The organism is Rheinheimera sp. EpRS3, from assembly GCF_001513785.1.
GTDB lineage: Bacteria > Pseudomonadota > Gammaproteobacteria > Enterobacterales > Alteromonadaceae > Alishewanella.
In genome coordinates this window covers 111,500-133,661 of sequence record NZ_LNQS01000010.1, presented here as the reverse complement: position 1 = coordinate 133,661, position 22,162 = coordinate 111,500, and the positions used below count along the sequence as shown (strand labels likewise).

24 protein-coding genes and 1 tRNA gene are annotated in these 22,162 nt (G+C 49.5%); 20 read left to right on the top strand and 5 right to left on the bottom strand.

The window, feature by feature from the left end; all coding sequences use genetic code 11:
* The first annotated feature begins 120 nt into the window (after positions 1–120).
* From AR688_RS16115 to AR688_RS16105, 3 genes are all read left to right on the top strand, one after another.
* Positions 121–339, top strand: a complete 219-nt coding sequence (locus AR688_RS16115) for a type II toxin-antitoxin system Phd/YefM family antitoxin (protein WP_068236328.1) — start codon at positions 121–123, stop codon at positions 337–339.
* Complete coding sequence (locus AR688_RS16110) at positions 332–676, top strand: hypothetical protein (protein ID WP_068236326.1); 345 nt, start codon at positions 332–334, stop codon at positions 674–676. The genes AR688_RS16115 and AR688_RS16110 overlap by 8 nt, the downstream gene beginning before the upstream one ends.
* A gap of 62 nt (positions 677–738) precedes the next feature.
* Positions 739–1,176, top strand: coding sequence for a hypothetical protein (locus AR688_RS16105; protein WP_156420333.1), 438 nt, complete (start codon positions 739–741; stop codon positions 1,174–1,176).
* A gap of 85 nt (positions 1,177–1,261) precedes the next feature.
* Here AR688_RS16105 and AR688_RS16100 read toward each other — a convergent pair whose 3' ends face one another.
* Positions 1,262–2,860, bottom strand: coding sequence for a sensor domain-containing diguanylate cyclase (locus AR688_RS16100; protein WP_197412260.1), 1,599 nt, complete (start codon positions 2,858–2,860; stop codon positions 1,262–1,264).
* A gap of 328 nt (positions 2,861–3,188) precedes the next feature.
* Here AR688_RS16100 and AR688_RS20250 point away from each other — a divergent pair, with 328 nt between their 5' ends.
* The gene (locus AR688_RS20250) at positions 3,189–3,338 is read left to right on the top strand and encodes a hypothetical protein (protein WP_156420332.1); all 150 of its coding nucleotides are present in this window, start codon (positions 3,189–3,191) and stop codon (positions 3,336–3,338) included.
* A 97-nt stretch (positions 3,339–3,435) separates the two neighbouring features.
* Here the strand turns inward: AR688_RS20250 and AR688_RS16095 are convergent.
* Positions 3,436–3,522: transfer RNA gene (locus tag AR688_RS16095), tRNA-Leu, on the bottom strand.
* 379 nt (positions 3,523–3,901) lie between these two features.
* Between AR688_RS16095 and leuA the strand changes: the two genes are divergently transcribed.
* From leuA to AR688_RS16020, 15 genes are all read left to right on the top strand, one after another.
* Entirely contained in the window at positions 3,902–5,479 is a 1,578-nt protein-coding gene (gene leuA, locus AR688_RS16090) for a 2-isopropylmalate synthase (protein ID WP_068236317.1), read from the top strand.
* Between the two features lie 2 nt (positions 5,480–5,481).
* Positions 5,482–6,570 carry a 3-isopropylmalate dehydrogenase gene (leuB, locus tag AR688_RS16085; protein ID WP_068236314.1) on the top strand — a complete coding sequence of 363 codons (1,089 nt, stop codon included), beginning with the start codon at positions 5,482–5,484 and terminating at the stop codon, positions 6,568–6,570.
* Complete coding sequence (leuC, locus tag AR688_RS16080; RefSeq protein ID WP_197412277.1) at positions 6,567–7,991, top strand: 3-isopropylmalate dehydratase large subunit; 1,425 nt, start codon at positions 6,567–6,569, stop codon at positions 7,989–7,991. Before leuB ends, leuC begins: the two co-directional genes overlap by 4 nt.
* Positions 7,988–8,590: a 3-isopropylmalate dehydratase small subunit gene (gene leuD / locus AR688_RS16075; RefSeq protein ID WP_068236307.1), complete on the top strand. Its 603-nt coding sequence runs from the start codon at positions 7,988–7,990 to the stop codon at positions 8,588–8,590. Before leuC ends, leuD begins: the two co-directional genes overlap by 4 nt.
* 212 nt (positions 8,591–8,802) lie before the next feature.
* Entirely contained in the window at positions 8,803–10,185 is a 1,383-nt protein-coding gene (locus tag AR688_RS16070; RefSeq protein ID WP_068236304.1) for an NAD-dependent succinate-semialdehyde dehydrogenase, read from the top strand.
* Between the two features lie 393 nt (positions 10,186–10,578).
* A complete protein-coding gene (locus tag AR688_RS16065; protein WP_068236301.1) occupies positions 10,579–11,091 on the top strand; it encodes a hypothetical protein in 513 nt (170 codons plus the stop codon).
* A gap of 98 nt (positions 11,092–11,189) precedes the next feature.
* Entirely contained in the window at positions 11,190–11,528 is a 339-nt protein-coding gene (locus tag AR688_RS16060; protein WP_068236298.1) for a hypothetical protein, read from the top strand.
* A 152-nt stretch (positions 11,529–11,680) separates the two neighbouring features.
* On the top strand, positions 11,681–12,172 hold the full coding sequence (locus AR688_RS16055; RefSeq protein WP_068236295.1) for a nuclear transport factor 2 family protein: 492 nt from the start codon (positions 11,681–11,683) through the stop codon (positions 12,170–12,172).
* Between the two features lie 120 nt (positions 12,173–12,292).
* A complete protein-coding gene (locus AR688_RS16050) occupies positions 12,293–13,423 on the top strand; it encodes an alpha/beta hydrolase (RefSeq protein WP_068236292.1) in 1,131 nt (376 codons plus the stop codon).
* A 65-nt stretch (positions 13,424–13,488) separates the two neighbouring features.
* Positions 13,489–13,875, top strand: coding sequence for a DUF6152 family protein (locus tag AR688_RS16045; protein WP_068236289.1), 387 nt, complete (start codon positions 13,489–13,491; stop codon positions 13,873–13,875).
* Between the two features lie 6 nt (positions 13,876–13,881).
* Positions 13,882–14,358: a DUF6644 family protein gene (locus tag AR688_RS16040; RefSeq protein WP_068236286.1), complete on the top strand. Its 477-nt coding sequence runs from the start codon at positions 13,882–13,884 to the stop codon at positions 14,356–14,358.
* A 104-nt stretch (positions 14,359–14,462) separates the two neighbouring features.
* Positions 14,463–14,807, top strand: a complete 345-nt coding sequence (locus tag AR688_RS16035; protein ID WP_068236283.1) for a gamma-glutamylcyclotransferase family protein — start codon at positions 14,463–14,465, stop codon at positions 14,805–14,807.
* A complete protein-coding gene (locus tag AR688_RS16030; protein WP_231732116.1) occupies positions 14,807–15,232 on the top strand; it encodes a DUF2784 domain-containing protein in 426 nt (141 codons plus the stop codon). Before AR688_RS16035 ends, AR688_RS16030 begins: the two co-directional genes overlap by 1 nt.
* A 25-nt stretch (positions 15,233–15,257) precedes the next feature.
* A complete protein-coding gene (locus AR688_RS16025) occupies positions 15,258–15,857 on the top strand; it encodes a uracil-DNA glycosylase family protein (RefSeq protein WP_068236280.1) in 600 nt (199 codons plus the stop codon).
* Positions 15,858–15,916: 59 nt separating this feature from the next.
* A complete protein-coding gene (locus AR688_RS16020; protein ID WP_068236278.1) occupies positions 15,917–17,128 on the top strand; it encodes an NAD(P)/FAD-dependent oxidoreductase in 1,212 nt (403 codons plus the stop codon).
* 91 nt (positions 17,129–17,219) lie between these two features.
* Here AR688_RS16020 and AR688_RS16015 read toward each other — a convergent pair whose 3' ends face one another.
* Positions 17,220–18,170, bottom strand: coding sequence for a hypothetical protein (locus tag AR688_RS16015; RefSeq protein WP_068236275.1), 951 nt, complete (start codon positions 18,168–18,170; stop codon positions 17,220–17,222).
* A gap of 158 nt (positions 18,171–18,328) precedes the next feature.
* Here AR688_RS16015 and AR688_RS16005 point away from each other — a divergent pair, with 158 nt between their 5' ends.
* The gene (locus AR688_RS16005) at positions 18,329–18,961 is read left to right on the top strand and encodes a trimeric intracellular cation channel family protein (protein WP_068236269.1); all 633 of its coding nucleotides are present in this window, start codon (positions 18,329–18,331) and stop codon (positions 18,959–18,961) included.
* On the opposite strand, the gene AR688_RS16000 is transcribed toward AR688_RS16005, so the two are convergent.
* Entirely contained in the window at positions 18,927–20,000 is a 1,074-nt protein-coding gene (locus AR688_RS16000) for a PepSY-associated TM helix domain-containing protein (RefSeq protein ID WP_068236267.1), read from the bottom strand. The genes AR688_RS16005 and AR688_RS16000 overlap by 35 nt on opposite strands.
* Positions 20,001–22,088 (bottom strand): TonB-dependent receptor, encoded by a 2,088-nt coding sequence (locus AR688_RS20680; protein WP_068236264.1) that lies wholly within the window; start codon positions 22,086–22,088, stop codon positions 20,001–20,003.
* Positions 22,089–22,162: the final 74 nt, after the last annotated feature.

Sequence of the window (22,162 nt, the reverse complement as noted above, 5' to 3'; positions counted from 1 at the left end):
CGTCAGCGTTGCAGTAAGCCTGATAAACAGCAATCGCGTGTTTAACTGACTTAGGTTGGTGCAGTGGTCAATTATCTGCTAGGCTAAATCAGTCTGAATAAAACCTTTTTAAGGTCGGTTATGCAAACTGAAACAATTACCTACTTAAAAGAGCACGCCAACACGCTGGAACTGCGCGAAGAGCTACTGATCACTAAAAATGGCAAACCGGCCTTTGTGGTGCAGTCTTATCAGGATTATCAGTTTCAGCAAGACACGTTAGCATTGCTAAAAATGCTGAAGCTGTCTGAAAAATCATTGCAAGTGGCGGAGCTAAGTCTGGATCAGGCATTTGAGTAGCACTTATACCGTTGTTGCGTCGCCGCTGTTTAAACTATCACAGCAGCGGCTTGCTGCATTTTTAACCGAAAAATACTCCGCCACTCTGACGCAAAATACGCTAATGAATATTAAACAGCGCATTAAGCAGGATCTGGCAACGCATCCCACCTTGGCACCTATCAGCGAACGTTTGCTGGCGCTGGGTATTGCAGATTACCGGCAGTGGCAGGTAGATCAGCATAATCTGTTGTTTTACCGGCTCGATGAACAAAAGCAGCGTATCGAATTATTGTTACTGATGGATAGTCGACAGAATCTGCAAAAGCTGTTGTTTGAGTTGATGCTGCTTGTTTGACACCAATGGTAAAAATAGGATTTAGCCGTCAAGATTTCCAGGCTGAAAAAAACGGGGAGTTTATGAAGAGGTTTTTACCATTGGCCTTGCTGGTTTTCAGCATGTCAGTAGCAGCTTTTGATGTAAAACAGAGCAAATTTACTGCACCCAATCCGGCGTCTGTTTGCGGTAGCAACGAGGCGATGTTTGGTGGTGCTTCGGTTGTCTATTCTGATTGTGCTGATGACATCGACAGTATTATTGCTACCAAGATAGACAGTGACCGCAGCTTTGCTGACTTACAGCAGTTTATTAGTAAGTATCAGCCAGATGGCAGCTATACCGATTACGATATTACCGATGCCCTGTTTGACGGCACTCTAGTGGCAATAACTCCGTTTGACAGCAAGATGAACGTTACAAGTAATGGCCGCGCCATCCGTTTTTGTCTGTCAGATCGCACAGTGTATTTAGTAAAAAGCGAAGCCAATTGGCAGGTGATAACTGTTTTGCCTGAGTGAATTAACTAACTGCTAGGTTGTAGTATGTAGCAATTGGATCTGATCCTTGGTGTTCAGAGTATTAGGGGAGTTGTTCGTCAGTTCGCTACCCTAAAGTATTAACTTCAGCTGATGCTAGGCTTTTACGTTGCAATTTCGCCTGATACATTGCGGCATCACCAGCGGCTAAAACGGTATCGAGTGTATCCGGAGGTGTACTGAATACTGCATAACCTATGCTGGCTGACGCTGAAATGCTTTTGCCGTTCAGCTCAATAGTAAATTGCTGAAAGTGGTTTTGCAGCTCGGCTAATTTCGCCGTAATTTCTGCCTGGTTTTTAAAACTCGCCAGCGTGACAAATTCATCGCCACCAATGCGAGCCACGGCATCTGTCATGCGCATTTTTTTACTAAGATAACTGGCAACGGTTTTCAGTGCCGCATCACCAGCGTTATGGCCATAGGTGTCGTTAAGCTGCTTGAATTTGTCCATGTCAACATAAAACACGGCCAGTAACGTATCTGATTGGCGTTGCATACTAAGTAGCTGCTGCGCTTTTAAGGTAAAACCCCGTCGGTTCAGAATATTACATAATATATCCATGTTAGCGTCGTTCTCGGCCCGCTCTTTTGCTACCGCAATGCGACCTATACGGCGTGAAACGGCAATGGCCAGCATAAAGCTTTCTACTGCAAAGGCGATAATGAAGCCATAACGTTGAACAAAAGGAATGCTGTCTAATAGCACTATCCTAAACACCATACTAAACAACACAATACTCAACGCGCTAAACACTAAACTGGCTTCATTTACCCGCCGGAATACTTGCAAAAGCGCCGTGAAAAATATTGCAGCAACCAATATTAAAGTGCCATATCCCATCATAATGGAGCAGACGGCTAACCATGGGTTTTCATTGACAACTAGTCTGCACATGCACGCCAGCAGCACCAGCAATGAAGTAAGTTTAAATAACTGGCTGGTGCGGGGGAAGTCGGTATTAATTTTCAATATTTCGCACATAAACCACGTGGCGCTAACAACAGTCAGGCCAATACTCATTAAATACGCGGTATGTATTTGTGGCAGTAAGTTGCTTGGTAAATACAGGTACAACTGGCCTTCTTGTAGTAAGATAAAGCCGCTGATACAAAAAATATATACGCTGTATAGTGTTAGTGCTTTATCTTTGACCTCCAGATTTAAGATAAAGACATACAGCATAAGCGTAAAGCTCAACCCATAAAACAAGCCGATGATAAGGTTATGCTTCTGGCTTGAAAGCATAAAATCCATCGTTGTTTGCCATTGAAATCGCGGGTTGTATTCAAATTTAGAGTTTAGCGCAATCAGAGCAGAGGAGTCGCCCTGGTCAATTATAAACGTGACATCACTCGATGGCAGTGGCGGCTTTGCTATACCTGCCTGCTGCCAGCTATAGCTGTTTAAACCATGGCGTTGAAATGAAAACACTCCGCCTCTGCTCAGGTTACAACTAAGCTTAAATTGATTGGTGCCACGATTAAGCCTGATGTCCGATTTTTCTGCCTCTACCAACACAATTGCATCGTGATTGGTATTGTGCTCAACACGCTCAAGTGCGCAGAAATCTGCTGCAGCTGCCTGGCTTGGAGTGTAAAAAGTTAGCAATAATGCCAGCAGTGCTAACTGAACAAAAACAAAGAGTTGCTTGCGAAAAGTCATATTTATCATATCGCCAATACAAAAGCAGGGTAAACAGCATTCATCTCAGCATGCAGCATAGCATTTAATCAAACCTATGGTCAGATTACCATGCGTTGGCCATGTTGTAGCTGGTGTAAATCTGCTGACTGCCTACAACTGATCAGTTAGGCTAACAACGCTAATTATTTTGCTAATGGTTGGGTTATAGTGCGCAGCCATTACCTGATAACAGTATTAATCTGTTGTTATCGTCCATCAAATACGAGGGCAGAAAGTAAAAATTATTTATCATGGCCAGCATGAGCGTTTTGATGAGATTGCTACTAGATTTGATGAAGTCAGTGGCATGCAACTGACTGTAAAAAGATCTGGTAAATCAGTAACCGTGGCAGCACAGGCCCCTCATATTGATCTCGCCCGCAATACCTTTGATGAAGTTATATTGCAAATTCAGCAAGCTGCAGCTTTGGCAAAGGCGTTAAAATCCTTTCTATAGGAGCTAAAATCCAAAAGCGGCAGCACATAAAGATTATGAGCTATTGTGGCCTAAATTGAGTGTTTCGGGAAAAGCACAATGGAAACAGAAGAGTAAATGGTGCCCGGGGCCGGACTTGAACCGGCACGCCCTTTCGAGCGAGGGATTTTAAATCCCTTGTGTCTACCGATTTCACCACCCGGGCAGAGTCGTTTGCGGCAAAGCGCTTGGTAAGACGGCGCGCATCTTATGTAACCTGGCAGTAATATGCAAGTGCTTTTCACCACCGATAAAGTTTTTTGCCGTTTAGCCATCTATACTGTTGCAGTTAAAAAATAACCATGCTATTACTATTGGCGTTTTGCTAATCAATGTAACCAACAGAGCAATTAATGAATTTTAACCGTCGCGTTTCTACAATTAGCCTCCTCGTGCTCCTCACCGGCGCGCGGGGTGCTGCTTATTGGTAAAAACGTAACGAACCGATAAAGCTAAAACCCCGTGCCACTGGCCGGGGTTTTTTGCATTTTAAACCCCGCCACAGGTTGCAACCTAAACCGAGATAACGGAACAGGAAACACAAGATGAGCGGCGATAATAAAATTTGGATCTTTGACACCACCTTGCGCGACGGCGAACAGGCACTGCGTGCCAGCTTAAGCCAGAAGCAAAAAATTCAACTGGCGCATGCCATTGCCAGGCTGAATGTTGATGTAATGGAAGTGGGCTTTCCGGTATCCAGCCCCGGCGATTTTGACTCAGTGCAGCGCATAGCACGCGAAGTAAAAGGCCCGGTTATTTGCGGCCTGGCCCGCGCTGTTAGTGCCGATATTGAAGCCTGTGGAGAAGCGTTAAAAGATGCAGAACGCCGCCGTATTCATACCTTTATCGCCACCTCACCACTGCATTTACAGTACAAATTGCGCAAAACCCTGGCTCAGGCCAGTGAGCAAGCCGTAGCGTGTATTAAACTGGCCAGCCGCTATACCGACGATATCGAGTTCTCCTGTGAAGACGCCGGTCGCACTCCGATTGACGATTTATGCTGGATAGTCGAGCGAGCTATCGCCGCCGGTGCCACCACCATTAATATTCCGGATACCGTCGGTTACACCATCCCGAATGAGTTTGCCTCCATTATCAGTGCCTTGCGCAATAAGGTGCCAAATATCGACAAAGCCCGCTTAAGCGTGCATTGCCATAATGATTTAGGCCTGGCGGTAGCCAATAGCATCAGCGCTATTCAGGCCGGTGCACGGCAAATTGAGTGTACGGTAAACGGTATTGGCGAGCGTGCCGGTAACTGTTCGCTGGAAGAGGTGGCGATGATTATCAATACCCGCAAAGACGTATTAGCGCCGTTGTACACTGATATTAAAACTACCGAGATTTACCGCAGTAGCCACTTAGTCAGCCAAATCTGTAATATGCCGATCCAGCCGAACAAGGCAATTGTTGGCGAAAACGCTTTTGCTCACAGCTCGGGCATTCACCAGGACGGTGTGTTAAAGGCACAAAATACCTACGAGATTATGGCACCGGAGCAAGTCGGTATTCGCCAGAACGAGCTGAATTTAACCTCGCGCTCGGGCCGGCATGTTATTTCGCATCGTTTAGCCGAATTAGGCTACACCAACGGTGATTATGACTTAGAAGCGGTATACAAAAGCTTTGTTGCGCTGGCCGACCAAAAAGGCCGCGTATTTGATTATGACTTAGAAGCGCTGGTGTTTTTTGAAAACATGCAGGAGCAAAACGATTACTACGCGCTGGAGTTTTTAAGCTCGTCTACCCATACCGGCCATGTGGCCAGCGCCACTGTGGGCTTGCGTTGTGGCGATAAAGTCTTTACTGAAGCGGCTACCGGCAATGGCCCGGTCGAGGCGGCATTCAGTGCTATTGCCCGTATCAGCAAACTGAATATTAAGATGGTCGATTTTAACTTACAGGCCAAAGGCAGCGGCGAAGATGCGCTGGGCCAAGTCGATATTATTGCCGAGCACGAGGGTCGTCGTTTTCATGGTGCCGGTTTGGCTACCGACATAGTGCGCAGCTCAGTGCTGGCCTATGTGCATGTGCTGAATATGATCCAGCGCGCCCAGACTATCGATGCGCATAAACACGCCCGTCAGAACACCAACAAGATTGCCGCAGGGGAATAGTAATGAGTACACAGAGCAACAAGCATTATAAAATCGCGGTATTAGCCGGTGACGGCATAGGCCCGGAAGTAATGGCTGAGGCGGAAAAAGTACTGCAGGTGGTGGCAGATAAATTCCAGTTTGGTATTACGCTAACGCCGGCGTTAGTCGGCGGCGCGGCGATAGACGCCAGCGGCGAGCCATTACCGGCTGCTACGCTGGAGCTGTGCAAACAAAGCGACGCCATTTTATTTGGCTCGGTCGGCGGGCCAAAATGGACCGGCTTAGCGCCGGATAAACAGCCTGAACGCGGCTCCTTATTGCCACTTCGCAAAACCTTTGATTTATTTTGTAATTTGCGCCCCGGCCAAATTTACCCGGCCTTTGCCGACTTATCGCCGCTGCATCCGCGCGTCAGCAGTTTAGGCATGGATGTACTGTGCGTACGCGAGCTGACCGGCGGTATTTATTTTGGCGAAAAAGGCCGCAGCGATACCGATGCTTTTGATACTCAGCGCTACAGCGTGCGCGAGATTGAGCGTATTGCCAAAGTGGCCTTTGAAGCCGCGCAAAAGCGCAGTAATAAAGTCACCTCGATTGATAAAGCCAATGTGCTGCAAACCAGTATTTTATGGCGCGAAACAGTTGAACGGGTAGCGAAAGACTATCCGGGCGTAACCCTGGAGCATATGTATATCGATAATGCCGCCATGCAGCTGATTCGCAGCCCGCAGCAGTTTGATGTGCTGCTGTGTGACAACCTGTTTGGCGATATTTTATCTGATGAAATTGCTGCTATTGCCGGTAGCTTAGGCCTGTTGCCTTCGGCCAGTTTAAACGGCAACGGTTTTGGCTTATACGAGCCTGCCGGTGGCAGCGCGCCGGATATCGCTGGTAAGGGCATTGCTAACCCGATAGCGCAAATTTTAAGTGCCGCTTTAATGTTGCGCTACAGCTTTGGCGAAGAAGACGCCGCCCGTGCTATTGAGCAGGCGGTGCAGTACTGCCTGGCGCAGCACATAGTAACGCGCGATATTAATCCGAAATCCACTTACGGCACGGCTGCGGTTGGCGCTGCCATTGTTGCCACTTTGCGCCAGGAGCATAACTGATGGCTAAAACGCTTTATCAAAAAATCTACGCCAGCCACGTAGTGGGTAAGTTAAACCCCAGCACCGACTTGTTATATGTCGACCGGCATTTAATTCACGAGGTCACCTCCCCTCAGGCATTCTCCGGCTTAAAGCTGGCCAACCGCAGCGTGCGCCGGCCGGATTTAACCTTTGCCACTATGGACCATAACGTTTCTACCCAGCGCCGCAGTATCGACGCTGCCGGTGAAACCTCACGCAAACAGTTGGAAGCCTTAGCGGCCAACTGTGACGAAAACCGCATTCCACTGCTGGATTTAACCCACCCGGATCAGGGCATAGTGCATGTGATTGGCCCGGAGCAGGGCTTAACCCAGCCCGGCATGATTATCGTTTGTGGTGATTCACACACTTCTACCCACGGTGCCTTTGGTGCGCTGGCTTTTGGTATTGGTACTTCAGAGGTCGAGCACGTACTGGCCACGCAAACCCTGCCGCAGCAGCAGGCAAAAACGTTAAAAGTGGAGATTAATGGCGAGTTAAGCGGCCATGTTACGCCAAAAGACGTGATCATGGCGGTAATAGGCAAGCTGGGTACTGCCGGTGGTAATGGTTATGTCGCTGAATTTAGCGGCAGGGCTATCCGTGCTATGAGCATGGAAGGGCGCATGACGTTGTGCAATATGAGCATTGAAATGGGCGCCAAGGCCGGGCTGATTGCCCCGGATCAAATCACCTTCGATTACATAAAAGGCAAGGCGCATGCGCCCAAAGCAGAGCATTGGGACGGCGCAGTAGCCTATTGGCAAAGCTTGTATTCTGACGCCGATGCCGTGTTTGACACTGTGGTGGAGATTGATGCCGCCGCTATTACACCGCAAATTACCTGGGGCACTAACCCTGAGCAGGTAATGGCAGTGGATCAAAGCGTACCCTCACCAGATAGTTTTACTGATGCTACCAAACGCGACGCTGCCGAGCGTGCTCTGGCCTATATGGGGCTTGAGCCCGGGCAAAAGCTGACCGACTGTAAAGTAGATGTGGTGTTTATCGGTAGTTGCACCAACAGCCGGATAGAAGACTTACGCGCTGCCGCCAGTGTGGTGCAGGGTAAAAAAGTCGCTGCCGGCGTGCGCGCCTTAGTGGTGCCGGGCTCAGGCGTGGTAAAACGCCAGGCTGAGGCAGAGGGCCTAGCCAGTATTTTTAAAGACGCTGGTTTTGAATGGCGGGAACCGGGCTGCAGTATGTGCCTGGGTATGAATGACGACAGAGTGGAAGCCGGCCAGCGCTGCGCTTCTACGTCAAACCGTAACTTTGAAGGCCGCCAGGGCCGCGGCGCGCGCACCCATTTGGTTAGCCCGGCCATGGCCGCTGCGGCTGCTATTGCCGGTAAGTTTGTTAATATTGCCGCTGTTGCCAATGAAAAAGGAGATCGGGCATGAGTAAGATATTTGCACAGGGCCTGGTATGCCCGCTGGATAAAAACAACGTTGATACCGACCAGATTATCCCGAAGCAGTTTTTAACCAGCGTGAGCCGCGATGGTTTTGCCGAGGCGATGTTTTTTGACTGGCGTTACTTAGCCGATGGCAGCCCAAACCCGGACTTTGTGGTTAACCGGCCGGAGTATAAAGGTGCCAGTATATTGCTGACCCGCGCTAACTTTGGCTGTGGCTCCAGCCGCGAACACGCGCCCTGGGCGATTAAACAGTACGGTTTTACCGTGATCATTGCTGAAAGCTTTGCCGATATTTTCTTTAATAACAGTGTTAATAACGCCATGTTGTTAATTCAGCTAAGCAAAACCAATATCGACTTACTGTTTAACCGCTGCCAGCAAGGCCCGCAGCAGTGGCAAATTGACTTAGCCAGCCAGGAGATTATGTTCGGTAACAATGCCGCTATGGGCTTTAATATCGACGCCGATATTAAACAGCGGCTGTTATCCGGGCTGGATTTTATCGGCTCAAGCGAGCAGCTAAACTCGCAAATTGCCGATTACGAGCAAAGCCGAAAAGCCAGCCAACCCTGGCTGGGGTAAGACGCTGGCTACAGAACACCGGCACTGTAAATAAGGTGCCGGTGTTCTGCAAAATTTTCACACGGCATTGCTGGCGAGCTGACTCCAACCATGATCATCTTTAATTAAAAATTAATATAATCATATTGTTAAATGAATCTGTAGCGTAACTTCAGACTTGGCACTGCCTTTGCGTCCTTTACCCCTATTTGCATAAGTTAAAGGGGTAAACCATGACTAGCACCGTTACTACTATTAACCCATACACCGAACAACCGATTAAAGAATATCAGTTACTGGATAAAGAGGCCGCGCAGCAGGCGGTAGACAATGCCGATAAACGCTTCCAAACCTGGAAGCTTACCAGTATCGGGGAACGTGCCGAATACGCGCTGAAACTGGCGCAGGTACTGGAAAGCCATCAGCAGCAACTGGCGCAACTAATGACAGATGAAATGGGTAAAGTGCGCGCCCAAGGCTTAGACGAAGTGCAGCTTTGCGCCGAAATTTGTCGTTACACCGCTCAGCAGGCCAGTAAAGTATTAGCCGATGAAGAGCGGGATATGGATAACGGCAGGGCAATTATCAGCTACCAGCCAATTGGCGTAATTTTAGGCATTCAGCCGTGGAATTTCCCCTTATATCAGGTGATCCGCTATAGCATTGCTAACCTGGTGGCGGGTAACACCACCGTATTAAAGCATGCTTCCAACGTGTTTGGTATGGCAGAAAAAATTGAGGCCATGTTTATTGAAGCCGGTTTTCCAACGCACTGCTACCAGTCGTTATTAATTGACGGCGATACCGCCTCCAGCTTAATCAGCCACCCTAAAGTGCAAGGCGTTAGCTTTACCGGTAGCGACGAAGTAGGGAAGGCGGTAGCCGGAGCCGCAGCGAAACTGGCGAAAAAAACTGTACTGGAGCTGGGCAGCAACGATGCTTATCTTATCCTGGACGATGCCGATATTGAGTTAGCGGTAAAGACCTGCGTGAAAGGCCGCATTGTTAATAATGGCCAAACGTGCGTGGCGGCAAAACGCTTTATTGTGACCGAAAAAAATTATACCGCCTTTAAAAGCGCATTTTCAGCGGCAATTAGCAGCCTGAAAATGGGCGATCCTAACGCTGAAGACACCGATGTTGGGCCGCTGGCAAGAGGTGACTTACGCGACAAGCTGCACCAGCAAGTGACCGAATCTATCGAAGCCGGCGCGACGGTAGTTTGCGGTTGCGAAATTCCTGAGCAAACAGGGTTTTTCTATCCACCGTCTATTTTAGAAAATGTCAGCCCGCAAATGCCAGCCTACGATGACGAATTGTTTGGCCCGGTAGCAGCACTTATTCGGGCAAAAGATGACGTGCAAGCCATGCAGATAGCTAACGACTCCCGTTATGGCTTAGGTGGCGGGATATTTTCTGCCAATGTTGGCCGTGCTGTTGAACTGGCAAAAAAGCATTTTGATACCGGTATGGTAAATATTAACGGCTACGCACTGGCACAACCTAATCTGCCTTTTGGTGGCGTAAAAGACAGCGGCTACGGCCGCGAGCACGGCGGCTTTGGCCTGCGTGAGTTTGTGAATGTGAAGCTGATTATGGTAGCGGCTAGCGACTAAACGAGTCTTTTATATTGTATTCAACACCAAACGCGATAGGGCTAGGTAGTGCTTTTGCCAATTAACCAGGCAAGACACAGAACCCGCCCTTAACAACCCAGCTACGATCCAACGGGCTAACAGTTAACAAAAACACCTCAGCGGCATATCTGCCCTAAGGTGTTTTTTTATATTGTTGCCTGTGCCAGCTAGCTGCTATAAATTAGGAATTTAAGGCAGGGGGCTTTAGAAATATCACGCACAGCCACCGAAATATAGTGCACGCTTGTTTTTCCAGACCGCGAAAATAGACGTTGAAGCTTTGTAGTTGTTTTCCAATGGATTATCAATTTTTGTTTCCAATACGGGAATTGATGAGGCAAGCATGTTCAAGAATAAAATTTTAGAGGACCGATGTTGAAATATCATATTCCAAGTGAGCTTCCATTCGGCTTTCTAAAATCTATTGATATTGAATCTGTGGAAAAAGTTGGAATATTAGCAATTAGTGATGGTAAAAAGTTGCATTGCTATAACAACGTAATGCGATACTTGGAATCGAATCAGGGAGAAATTCAACTGGGTTGGGTGTTCTCGCAGTTAGGCAAGATTGTTTTTAAGCTAAATGCCCATGCGGTCGTAAAACTGCCGAATGGCTCACTTTTATGTGTCACACCACCTGAGCATGATGTGACGGAAATTAATTTTGCACCTGATGATTCTATTGCTTCATTGATTAGAAACAACAAGTTACCAGTACGAGTATATTCTCTTGTAGAGGATAAGACCGTTAATGACTATGTCAAACTAGAAAGTCTTGAAAGTGAAATGAGATTGGACGGTAATCTACTGGCGATAGCCTACATTTTGGATCAAAAGCACAAAATGTCGAATAGCTTAATTGAGGTTTATAACAAGTATCTGTAGGGCGGCTCTTACAAGCGCCATTAAAAAAGCCGCTTCGCGGCTCGACTCGCAACAAGTTGCTCGTGTTTGTGGCGGGCCTTAGGCAAAAGGAGCAGCCGATGGTTTCCGTTACAAGAATTCAAGCCGGCCAATATGCTGTAAGTGATGGTCGTTTCATCATCAAAGAGGGCTCTAGTTGGTATGTTGTCACTGCAGAAGGAAAAGCTGATTTGGGGCCACTACCTTCTCTAGCCGCAGCGAAAGAATATGTTAGTACTGGCTCAACACCGCTAGGGCAACATAATACTGGTTCGGCATACGGGCGACGTCAGAGTAAAAAAGAATTCAATGCCTATCTGGCGTCGGAAGCGCAAAAAGGTAACTATGGCCCAGCTATCTTATGGATGCTTTTAGTGGGGGCGGTATGCTTATTCTTTTATTTAGTCCGTGGTTACTAAAATAATGATTCCAAATAAGACGTTCTCGTTGCCTAACAATCAAATTTTATCGTCAGCAGAAAGCGCTGACTGCGACGTCAATCCGCTGCGCGACTTTTCGCGCTAAATTTGGGCGTTGAGCTCGCAACCCAATTTCAGGAGTCTTTGATTTTATGAGAACTACGAACGTTGCCCTGGTTGCTGCCTTTGCCACAACCGCCATCATCTTTGGCGTCAATGCCGAGACTGCACCCGAGCAGAAAAGCCTTTACAACACAGTAGCCGCACTGGATACGGTGGTTTTCGATGCATTCAACCACTGCGCCGAGTCAGGGCAATTGGATAAATACGCCAGTTACTTTGCGGTAGACGTTGAGTTCTACCATGACAACGGCGGGGTCACGTGGACTCGCGAGGACATGATCGCGGGCACTCGCAAGAATGTCTGCGGCAAGTTTAGTCGCGAGCTCGTGGCCGGATCCCTGAAGGTCTATCCAATCAAGGGCTTTGGCGCCATTGCACAGGGCTCGCACCGCTTCTGCCAGTTTTCGAGTGGCGCGTGCGAAGGCCAGGCTGACTTCACCATGATCTGGCGTGAGCAAAATGGCAAATGGGAACTTACCCGCGTGCTCAGTTATGGTCACCGGCCTGCAAGCGAGTCCTAACAGTTTATTCAAGCCGAAGCCACTCCGCGGCTCGGATTAACTCAGGCATTAGCGCCAAAATCGTTTCACATTCTAATCGCGGGTGACATTTTCAGTTTTTTAAAATTAAACGGAATAATAATGAAAAAAACAATTTTTGCTTTAATGCTGCTTATTTTTGCGGGCCACTGCAGTAGTTGGGCTGCAGGGAGTCACCCTGAAGTACAAGAGCTGGTGATTGATAGCACGGTGCTGGCAGAACAGCGTAACCTGGTGGTGTATCTGCCGGCGGGTTACCAAAATAACAAGGAACGTTTTCCGGTTTTATATATCACCGATGGCGACATACAAGGGCCTCATACGGCCGGTACTTTAGATTACCTGGCAAAATTTGATCAAACGCCAAAAATGATAGTTGTGGGTATTGTGAACCCGCCACAGACTCGTGTCAGAGATCTGACTGTTACCAGTGCAGATAAGCAAAACACACAGCAATTAGGCAATGCAGACCGGTTTTTAGCCTTTATTGAGCAGGAAGTTATCCCTTTAGTTAAACAGCGATACCGTACCCTGGATTATCAAGCGCTGTCCGGCACCTCACATGGTGGTCAGTTTGCTATTAATGCACTGGTAAAGCGACCGGGGTTGTTCAATGGCGTTATAGCGATCAGTCCATCTTTATATTGGAATAAAAATCAAATGCTTGAGTTAGCAGAGGTGGCGATGAAGCGCCGGCAGCTACAAGGGCGTCTATATGTTTCTATTGCCAATGAAGAGTCGACAATGACAGAACCCTTTCAGAAATTTGTTGAATTGACACAACGCTATACCAGCGAAAATCTGGCCGTGGCGAGCCAGACTTTTAGCAACGAAACTCATAACACAACAGTGTTGCAAGGGCAGTACTATGGTTTAAAACACTTATTCTCAGGTTGGGCCATCCCTGAATCGCCGCAAACCTTAGCCGATTTGCAGACTAATTTTGAGAATCGTTCGAAGCTACTGAATACGCAAATGGTGATTCCTGAAGACAGAGCCGCTGGATATGGCCAATGGTTACAATACTTAAACCGGCAGGATGATGCGTTGGCACTGCTCAAGTGGAATCGGAAAACCTATCCTCAATCTTTAAACGCGCATACTGCCTTAATCAAAGCCTACTTACATTTTAAATTAACGGATGATGCTAAAGCAGCACTTGAAGATGCATTGAAATCAATAAATGGCCTTAGCCCTGAACAGAAAGAACAGCTCGAAGGTTTATTTACTTAACATGGCAATACCCTGTCAGCTTTGTATACTTAAGGTCGGTTTAATTTAGCGGCGGGGTAAAATATATGCGTAGCAAAAACACGAAAATTACGGTTATCAGCGCTCTGGCGGCGATACTGCTTTGGTTACCCGAAGTGGCAGCGCACCATGGCTGGGCCTGGACCGAAGACAAGCAAACAGAAATGACCGGCACTATCACCGAGGTTTTTATCGGGCCGCCTCACCCACGGCTGATGATTGAAACCGATGCCGGTCCCTGGCAGGTGGATTTAGGTAACCCCCGGCAAACCAAAGCTGCCGGTTTTGTTGAAGGCGAAGCCAAAACAGGCGACAAGGTGCTGATACGTGGCCACCGCTCTGCCAATAAAGATGAGCATATTATCAAAGCCGTACGGGCAACTATTAATAACAAGCAATATACCTTTTACCCGGAACTGCTGCGGGAGGATTAAGCTGTAATGCTGACGGTGTTGTTGCTGAGTTTGGGAGATACAGCGTTAGCGTCGGCACTGCGCCAGTCGGATATCGGCTATCCGCTGGTAGCCTCAGCACATATTCTGGGTCTGGGTTTGCTGGTGGGCAGTATCGTCACGCTCGACTTACGCATTTTAAACATCATTAAGCGGGGCACCCTTAGCGAACTGGCACCGTTATTAAGCCGGGTTGCTGCAGGTGGCTTTATGCTGGCAATACTAACCGGTGTGCTGTTATTTAGCGTGCAGTCTGCGCACTATCTGGGTAACAGCGCCTTTCTGCTGAAATTGTCACTGATTAGTCTGGCGTTAATCAATGTAACGGTGGTGCATTGCCTGCCGTGCTGGCGCGCCATTCTGGCAGGGCAGCCAGCCACGTTACTGCTGAAACTCACCGCCTTAATCTCCCTTACTTTATGGCTTGCCATTGTCACTGCTGGCCGCTGGATCGCCTTTGTTTAGCGTGGGCGCTAGACGCCGATTTGCAGCCTGAAAGACGCTGTACCTTAGCCTACTGCGGCAGTAAACTTATCGCACTCAACACTCAACACTGAGCAAGGTTAACTATGGCCAAACTATTCTCTTACGGCACCCTGCAGCAAAAAAACGTCCAGCTGGCCAACTTTGGCCGCGAGCTGACCGGCAGTAAAGATATTCTGCAGGCTTATATTATCGGCGAGGTGGAAATAACCGACGAGCGGGTACTGCGCGAAAGCGGCAAGGCATTGCACCCGATTTTGCGCCTTAGCGGTAATAATGCCGATGAGGTACCTGGCACCGTATTTGAGCTGACCGATGCTGAACTGGCGCAAGCAGACGACTACGAAGTCGATGCTTATGTGCGGGTAAAAGCGGTGCTAAAGTCCGGCACCGAGTGCTGGATTTATGCGGCGGCTGAGCAGATCAGTTAATGCCCGGCATGTCGCAGGCATCATGGTACATTTTGCTGGCTGACACACTTTTAGTTGTGCATTTCTTATTTGTGTTATTCGTGGTATTTGGCCTGGTGGCTATTTATTGTGGCTATGGTCTGCATTGGCGTTGGGTTAAAAACCGTACTTTTCGTATTTTGCATTTAATCGCTATTGGCATAGTCGCGCTGCAGTCATGGCTTGGATTAATTTGCCCGTTAACCATTTGGGAAATGGCACTGCGCGATCAGGCCGGTGCGGCAACCTATAGCGGCTCTTTTATTCAGCACTGGTTGCACCAACTGTTGTATTACACCGCGCCGGATTGGCTATTTATGCTGCTGTACAGCGTTTTTGCCTGTCTGGTACTGGTCAGCTGGTTTTTGCTGCCGCCGCAGCCCCGCAAATGCCAGCACTTAAACTGACGGAGCTCTGACGGGATGCAACCGGATGACAGCTAAACAGCCAGCCGCAACGTTACTGAATGATGTGCGCGGTTGCACTTTGTGCGCAGCGCATTTACCGCTGGGGCCGAAGCCCATTTTGCAGTGGCACCCGGCGGCACGGATTTTAATTGCCGGCCAGGCGCCGGGGCGAAAGGCGCATGATGCTGGCGTGCCATTTGCTGATGCCAGTGGCGAGCGTTTGCGGCAGTGGCTTGGTTTAACGGCTGAGCAATTTTATAACCCGCAACTGGTGGCAATTTTGCCGATGGGTTTTTGTTTCCCCGGTACCGGCAAAAGTGGCGACTTACCGCCGCGGCCAGAATGCGCTCCCGCCTGGCGTCAGACATTGTTAAAGCCGCTAAAACAGTTGCAGCTGACTGTAGTGATAGGCCAGTATGCGCAGGCTTATCACTTACCGACAGCCAAATCCTCGGTAACCGACACCGTGGCGTCCTGGCAGGATTACTGGCCAGACATCATACCGCTGCCACACCCCAGCCCACGCAATAACATCTGGTTGAAACGCAACCCCTGGTTTGCCGAGCAGCTGCTGCCAAAGCTGCAAGCCCGGGTGAAACAGGTGTTGTTACTGAAACTGCAATAGCCTTGCCAGGCTAATCGGCGTACTGTGCTTAGTCAGCAGAGTTACCCGAGGACTGACGGATGGATCTGAAAAGCGGTTACCCTTTCTGGGCCATCAAAAATGGCCTGATGTGTGCTTTTCCGCAACTACAGGCGGATATTAGTTGCGACGTGGTTGTGGTAGGCGGTGGTATCACCGGCTCACTGATCGCTGACGAGCTGGCAACGCATGGTTTTGAAGTCGTAGTGGTAGAGCAGCGCGATATTGGCTGGGGCAGCTCAGCAGCAAGTACGGCGCTGTTGCAGTATGAAATTGATACCCATATGGTCGATTTAGCCACAATGTACGGCGAAACCCAGGCCGTGCTGGCTTATAAGGCGTGCGCGGCGGCAATTACAGATATTGGTAAGCTGGCGAATGAGCTGGGCGATGTCGACTTTAGCATGCAGCACAGCCTTTACTACGCCAGTAAACGCAGTGATAAAGCAGCATTACGTGAGGAATATCTGCTGCGTAAAAAGCATCAGTTTGCTATGCAGTGGCTGGATGCAGCGGGTGTAAAAGAGCAATTTGGTATTAAAGCGCCGTGCGCTATTCTCAGTAAGCTGGCCGGTTGTATTGATCCGTACCGGATGGCGTCCCGGTTATTGCTGCGCCTGGCAGAACGTGGTGGCAGGGTGTTTGACCGTACGGTTATAGCCAGCATTAAACCCACTGCGAACAAGGTTACTTTGCGCACTGCTGAAGGGCATCAGATCCACACTAAACACCTGGTAATGGCGGCAGGTTACGCTTCGCAAAAATGGCTGAAGCAGTCGGTGGCAAAAAATCGCAGCAGCTATGCATTTATAACCGATCCTATGGTGGCAGAAGAGCTGGGTTGGTTAGCCTCAACCATGGCATGGGAATCGGCCCGACCGTATCTGTATATGCGTACCACTGGTGATAACCGCTTGCTGGTGGGCGGCGATGACGACGATACCGACATACCGGCGCGCCGTGATAAAAGGGTTGAAAGCAAAGCCAAAGGGCTGGTTAAAAAAGTAGAAAAGCTGCTGCCAGAACTGACATTACGACCGGCGTTTTCCTGGGGCGGCACCTTTGCCGAAACCGAAGATGGCCTGCCATTTTTTGGTGAACACCCACAATGGGGCCCAAGGGTATTGTTTGCTATGGCTTATGGTGGCAATGGTATTAGTTACAGCATGGTAGGGGCTGGTTTACTGCGTGCCACTATTGAAGGCCGCAGCCATCCATTGGCACCGTTGTTTGGTTTTTCACGGCTAGATTAGTTTTGCCCTAAGCAGAATAAATAACCGGGCTCGATCAATATTACTTTTTCAAGCCCGGGTTGTGTTTGCGCCTTCGTGCAAATGTGCGAAATTAATTGGCAATCAGCTGCAGATTAGCGTGTTCAATAATGGCTTCTGGTGTTTCCAGGCCTGGCATGGGTTCACCGGTCGCCAGTTTTTCAAATTGCAGTGGCTCGGCAAAGTTAAACGTAAGCTTCAGCTTTTCCGGGTTATTAACAAAGGTTGTCAGGCTGTCTTTCATTGGCTGTGGCAGTGGTTCCAGCATCGAAATATTCAGCAGCGCCATGCCCTGTATGGTTTTCAGATCCGGTGCCTGGCCTTGTTCGGCCGCCATGGCGACAGCGCGTTCAATAAAACCTTTGTTTTCAATAGTAATATTGCCACTGCTTAAGGCGCCGGTAGCCAGTTTGCCCATTACCTGCTGTACATAGTCTTCGCTGACGGTAAGCGCTTGTTGTTGCTCTGGTGACATGGCGCTGAACTCTTTAGCGTATTGCCAGAATTGCTGCATTTGCGCCAGAGTAAAGTCATAGCTCAGGCTAAACTCGTCGTTAATGCGGGTTTGCTGGCTGAATAACAGCTGGCCGTCGGTTTGATATTCGTAGCTGTAATCACCGTGCAGCGCCAGGCTTTGCACAAAGGCGCTGATTTGCGGCGGCAGCAATTGCAGTGCGGCAGGGGCGGCTTTAATACCGGTTATTTGCATACTGGCTTTGTCGGCCAGGCTTTGCGGTTTAACACCTTTGGCAGTAATAAGCTCGATAGTGGCAACCTGGCCCAGTTCAGCCATGGTGACATCCAGGCCACTGATGCTATAACTTGAGGTAAGTACGTTGGCCGACACATCTTTATACGCCAATGAGAATTGCGGCATTTCACCGTTGTCGGCAAGGTCGCGGTAGCTTTGGTTTGCCTGTTCAACCTGCTGTTTAATGGCGTCTTCCGCCAGCGTATTGGCATAATACAACCCGCCACCTGCGGCTACAGCTACCACAACCAACGCTATCACTGACTTGTTCATACTAATCCTTTAAAAAGTGTGTTAAAAAAACGGTAAAATGTTAACACAAATAGCATTGGCCGAACAGTAAAGCTGGCGGCTTTTTTATCGTTATGCCAGCTATTTACGCTGTTGCCAAAGCCTGTTACTTTGGCCGCTGAAACAGCCCGGGGGCAGATATGGAAAGCTATTTTCACTGGTTTGATTTACTGGGCATTGCGGTGTTTGCTATTTCCGGCACTTTAGCAGCATGGCGCAACCAGATGGACGGCTTTGGCGTGATTGTGCTGGCCAGTGTGACTGCTATTGGTGGCGGTACCTTGCGCGATGTGATTCTGGATACTCCGGTGATCTGGATTAACAATAACAGCTATTTTTACGCCATTTTTATCGCTGTAGTGGCCACTATTTTACTGGTGCGCAACCGTTTAACCATTCCGCATAATACCCTGCAACTGTTTGATGCGCTGGGGCTGGCATTCTTCGTTATTATGGGTACACAAAAGGCGCTGGATCACGGTACTTCAACTATGGTAGCCATATTGCTGGGTACCATGAGCGGTGTCTGTGGTGGCATGATCCGCGATGTGCTGTGCCGGGAGGTGCCGATGGTGTTTCGTGGCGAGCTTTATGCAGTAACCTGCATTTTCGGCGGCGTGGTATACACCGGCTTACTGGCATTGGGTGTAGCACAATTGCCGGCTATGGTAACGGGTATGGCTGCACTGTTATTGCTGCGCTTAGCCGCAATGAAATGGCAACTGACGATACCGGTATTTAGTAAGCATCATAACGAGCTGAACGAGCCTTAATTCGCTGCCAGCTATACATTAACCCCAGTAATAATAACGCCAGGCTAAACACGCCGGTTAGCAGCAATGCCAACTGATACAGGCTGCCGCCCACCGCAGCAAGATGCAGCGGGTAGAAACTATTTCGCAGTCGATCGGCCAATGCCAGTTCAGCTGCCGGCAGCGCGAACAACACGCTGTTATCCAACGGATTAAGTTGCAGTACACCACGGCCATTCGGGTGCCATTCGTCTGTGGTTTTGGCACGAAAGCTTATTGGGTCGCTGTCCTTTTGCCGCAAGCTAACCAGCCGTAGTGCCTGTGTGGGCCAGTGCCGTTGTGCGTTTCGCAATGCGGCTGTCCAGTTAGTAGCAATAAGCGGCACAGCAGTAATACTGCGCAGTGGCTGTGGTGCAGGGGCAGATGGCGGTATTAAGGTGTGTAGCACAGTTTGCGTTTGCTGGCTAAATACCATCATGGCGCCGGTGGCACTGGTTAACAGCAACAGTGGCAATAGCAGCAACGCCAGCACACTATGGTATTGGCGTAAGCTACGCAGGCTGGTGTCGGGGCGGGGCAGGTTAAACACGCGCCGGCTAAAGCGGCGTGGCCACCATTGCCACAGGCCGCTGAGTAATAACAGCAGGCTAAGCAAGCCGATAACGCCGTTCGCAGTATGGCCACTTTCACCAGAGAGCAAATGCAGATGAAAATCGTACAGCCAATCCAGCCAGTCGCTATGTACCTCGCGGGTTAACAATAGCTGGTGCTGCTGATTGTAGTAGTGCCGTTGGTTATCGAACGTAACGGCTTCCAGCCACAGCGCATCGGCGGCAGGGAATTTCACATAACGAAATTGCGCATCCTGCTGCAACTGGTTTAGCAGCGGCCCCCAATGGCTGATATCCGCTACCGGCTGAATTTGCTGCAACTGTGGATATTGCCAGCGTAACAGCGGGTTTTTATACAACAAAACCGCGCCGCTAACACACAGCAATACCAGCCAGATGCCCAGCGCCCAGCTTAGGTAGCGATGCAGCCGCGCCGCGGTTAAGGCCATTTAAAAGCTGTGGCTCCAGCTTAAATTCAGTGTGCGGCCAATACCGGCAAAGTAGCGTGCCGGTGCCGGCGTACTTTGCGCGTAGTAGGTAAAGTATTGTTTGTCGGTCAGGTTCTCTATCCCCAGGGTCCAGCGGCCATAAGTTGTATCATAGCTGCTGCTTAAATCCAGCGTGGTATAACCATTAAACTGCTCAGCAGTGTTTAGCGTATGGCTGAATAAAATATTAGCTTGCAAACGGCTGCTCAGTGCCGGCAGCCACTGTTGTTGCCAGTACAGGTTTAACCGCTCCGGTGCGATATTCACGCCGCCCAGGTCGGTGTCAACCTTGCCGTCGTTATCACTGTCGAACTGGCCATTAGTGCGGGCATAACTAAAGCCAAGCTGGCTGTCGCTGCTGAAATAGTACTGACCTTCGGCTTCAATACCGTCTATCTCGGTTTTCTCCCGCATTACGCTGTAAATGCCGTCGGCATCGGGTTCTAAGCGTGAGCCTAAATCAGAGTCCGAGCGATAGGCGCTGGCACGCAGTTGCCAGTTGTCAAAGCTGAATTCCACCCCCAGCTCCAGGTTATCGGAAATCACCGGCTGCAATGTCAGAAAACTGTCTACTGACAAGCCCGGGGTGTTGATATCCCGCAGCACGCGGCCGACATCCGGCATGCTAAAGCCTTCGCTGTAGCTGCCGTACAACCTTACATTAGGGTGAAATTGCCATACCACACCGGCATTGGTTAGCAGCTCGTTAAAGTCCGGTTCGCCGCCCTCAACAAAGGTACTGTTGTATGACGCCAGCGTAGTAAAATCAGCGACTTTTAGTTTGCCGTATTCATAACGGCCACCCAAGCTGAAGGTCCAGTCGGGTATTGCGCTGTAACGCAATTGGGCAAAAGGCGCGATATTGCTGAACTCCGCTTCCGGCACCCAATTGCGACCGGTCAGCGCCAGCTCCTGATAGGTTTCATCCTGTAGCCAATCAACGCCGGTGCTTAAGTCCAGCCCGCTCAATGCCAGGTTAGGTTTAAACCAGGTTAAGCGGCTGCCGTATTTGGTGGATTTATTCTGTGATTGATCATACAAATTTGCGCCGTAAGCCGGGTCCTGAAAGGCGTCGAAGGTGCCGCCACCATACAAGGCAGCGAAGTCCTGTAAAAACAGCTGCCAGCTTAAACTGCCACCCAACACGGCCTGATGCTGGTAGTCCAGCGTAGCGGTAGTTACCTCATTTTGTGGCGCCTCACCTTCAGTTTCACCGCGTACTGAAGTGGCCGCAATGCCTTGTGCCACATTACCCGCTACCTGCACATAATCGCCGTTACCGCGCAGCTTGTAATGGTTTACCATTAGCTGCAGGCTTTGATCACTGCTTAGTTGCTGCCGGGCTTTGATAAACAAGTCGATACTGCGTGAGTCCATGGTGTCACCCTGGGTGCCATCAACGCCAATCAGTTTGCCGTTGCCATCGCGGTACATACCGGTATCGCTGACGGCAGCACCAGCCACCAACGCCAGATTTTGTTGCTGGTAACTGTGCAAGTAACTGGCTTTATAGCTTTGGCTATCGCTGCCGCCTGCCGTGGGGGCAGTGAAACCGGCGCTGAGCTGATGGCGGTTGTCACCGGCCGATTTGGTAATAATATTAATAATGCCGCCGCTGGCGCCCATACCCTGAATGGCATTAGCGCCGCGGATCACTTCAATGCGTTCTATCATCGCCGGATCAATGGTTTTGCCATCGCGCGAGCCGTTACGCAGTGGGTTAGACTGCGGCACACCGTCAATCATATACAGTGGCTCGCGGCCACGCAGCGTTTCACCGGCTGAAGTCAGCTTCTGTCTGCTGGGTGAAAAACCGGGTAGCAGGTTGCCTAAAATCGCTGAGATATCCTGGGTAAAGGCCAGCTGGCTGGCAATTTGCTCCTGGCTGATCACGGTAATGGTGGCCGGCACTGTGCTCACCGGCGCATTACTGCGCGTGGCGCTGACTTGAATATGCTCTATGGCATCGTCGTTTGCTTGCAGTAGGGGGCTAGAGAATAACAATGCCAAAGCGATGCGTGACGGGGTAAAGCGGGGCAGTGCAGACATAACCAACCTTATCAATATAAAATACAATGAGAATGGTTCGCATTTATAGTGATATTGTTAACAAAAGTCAAGTT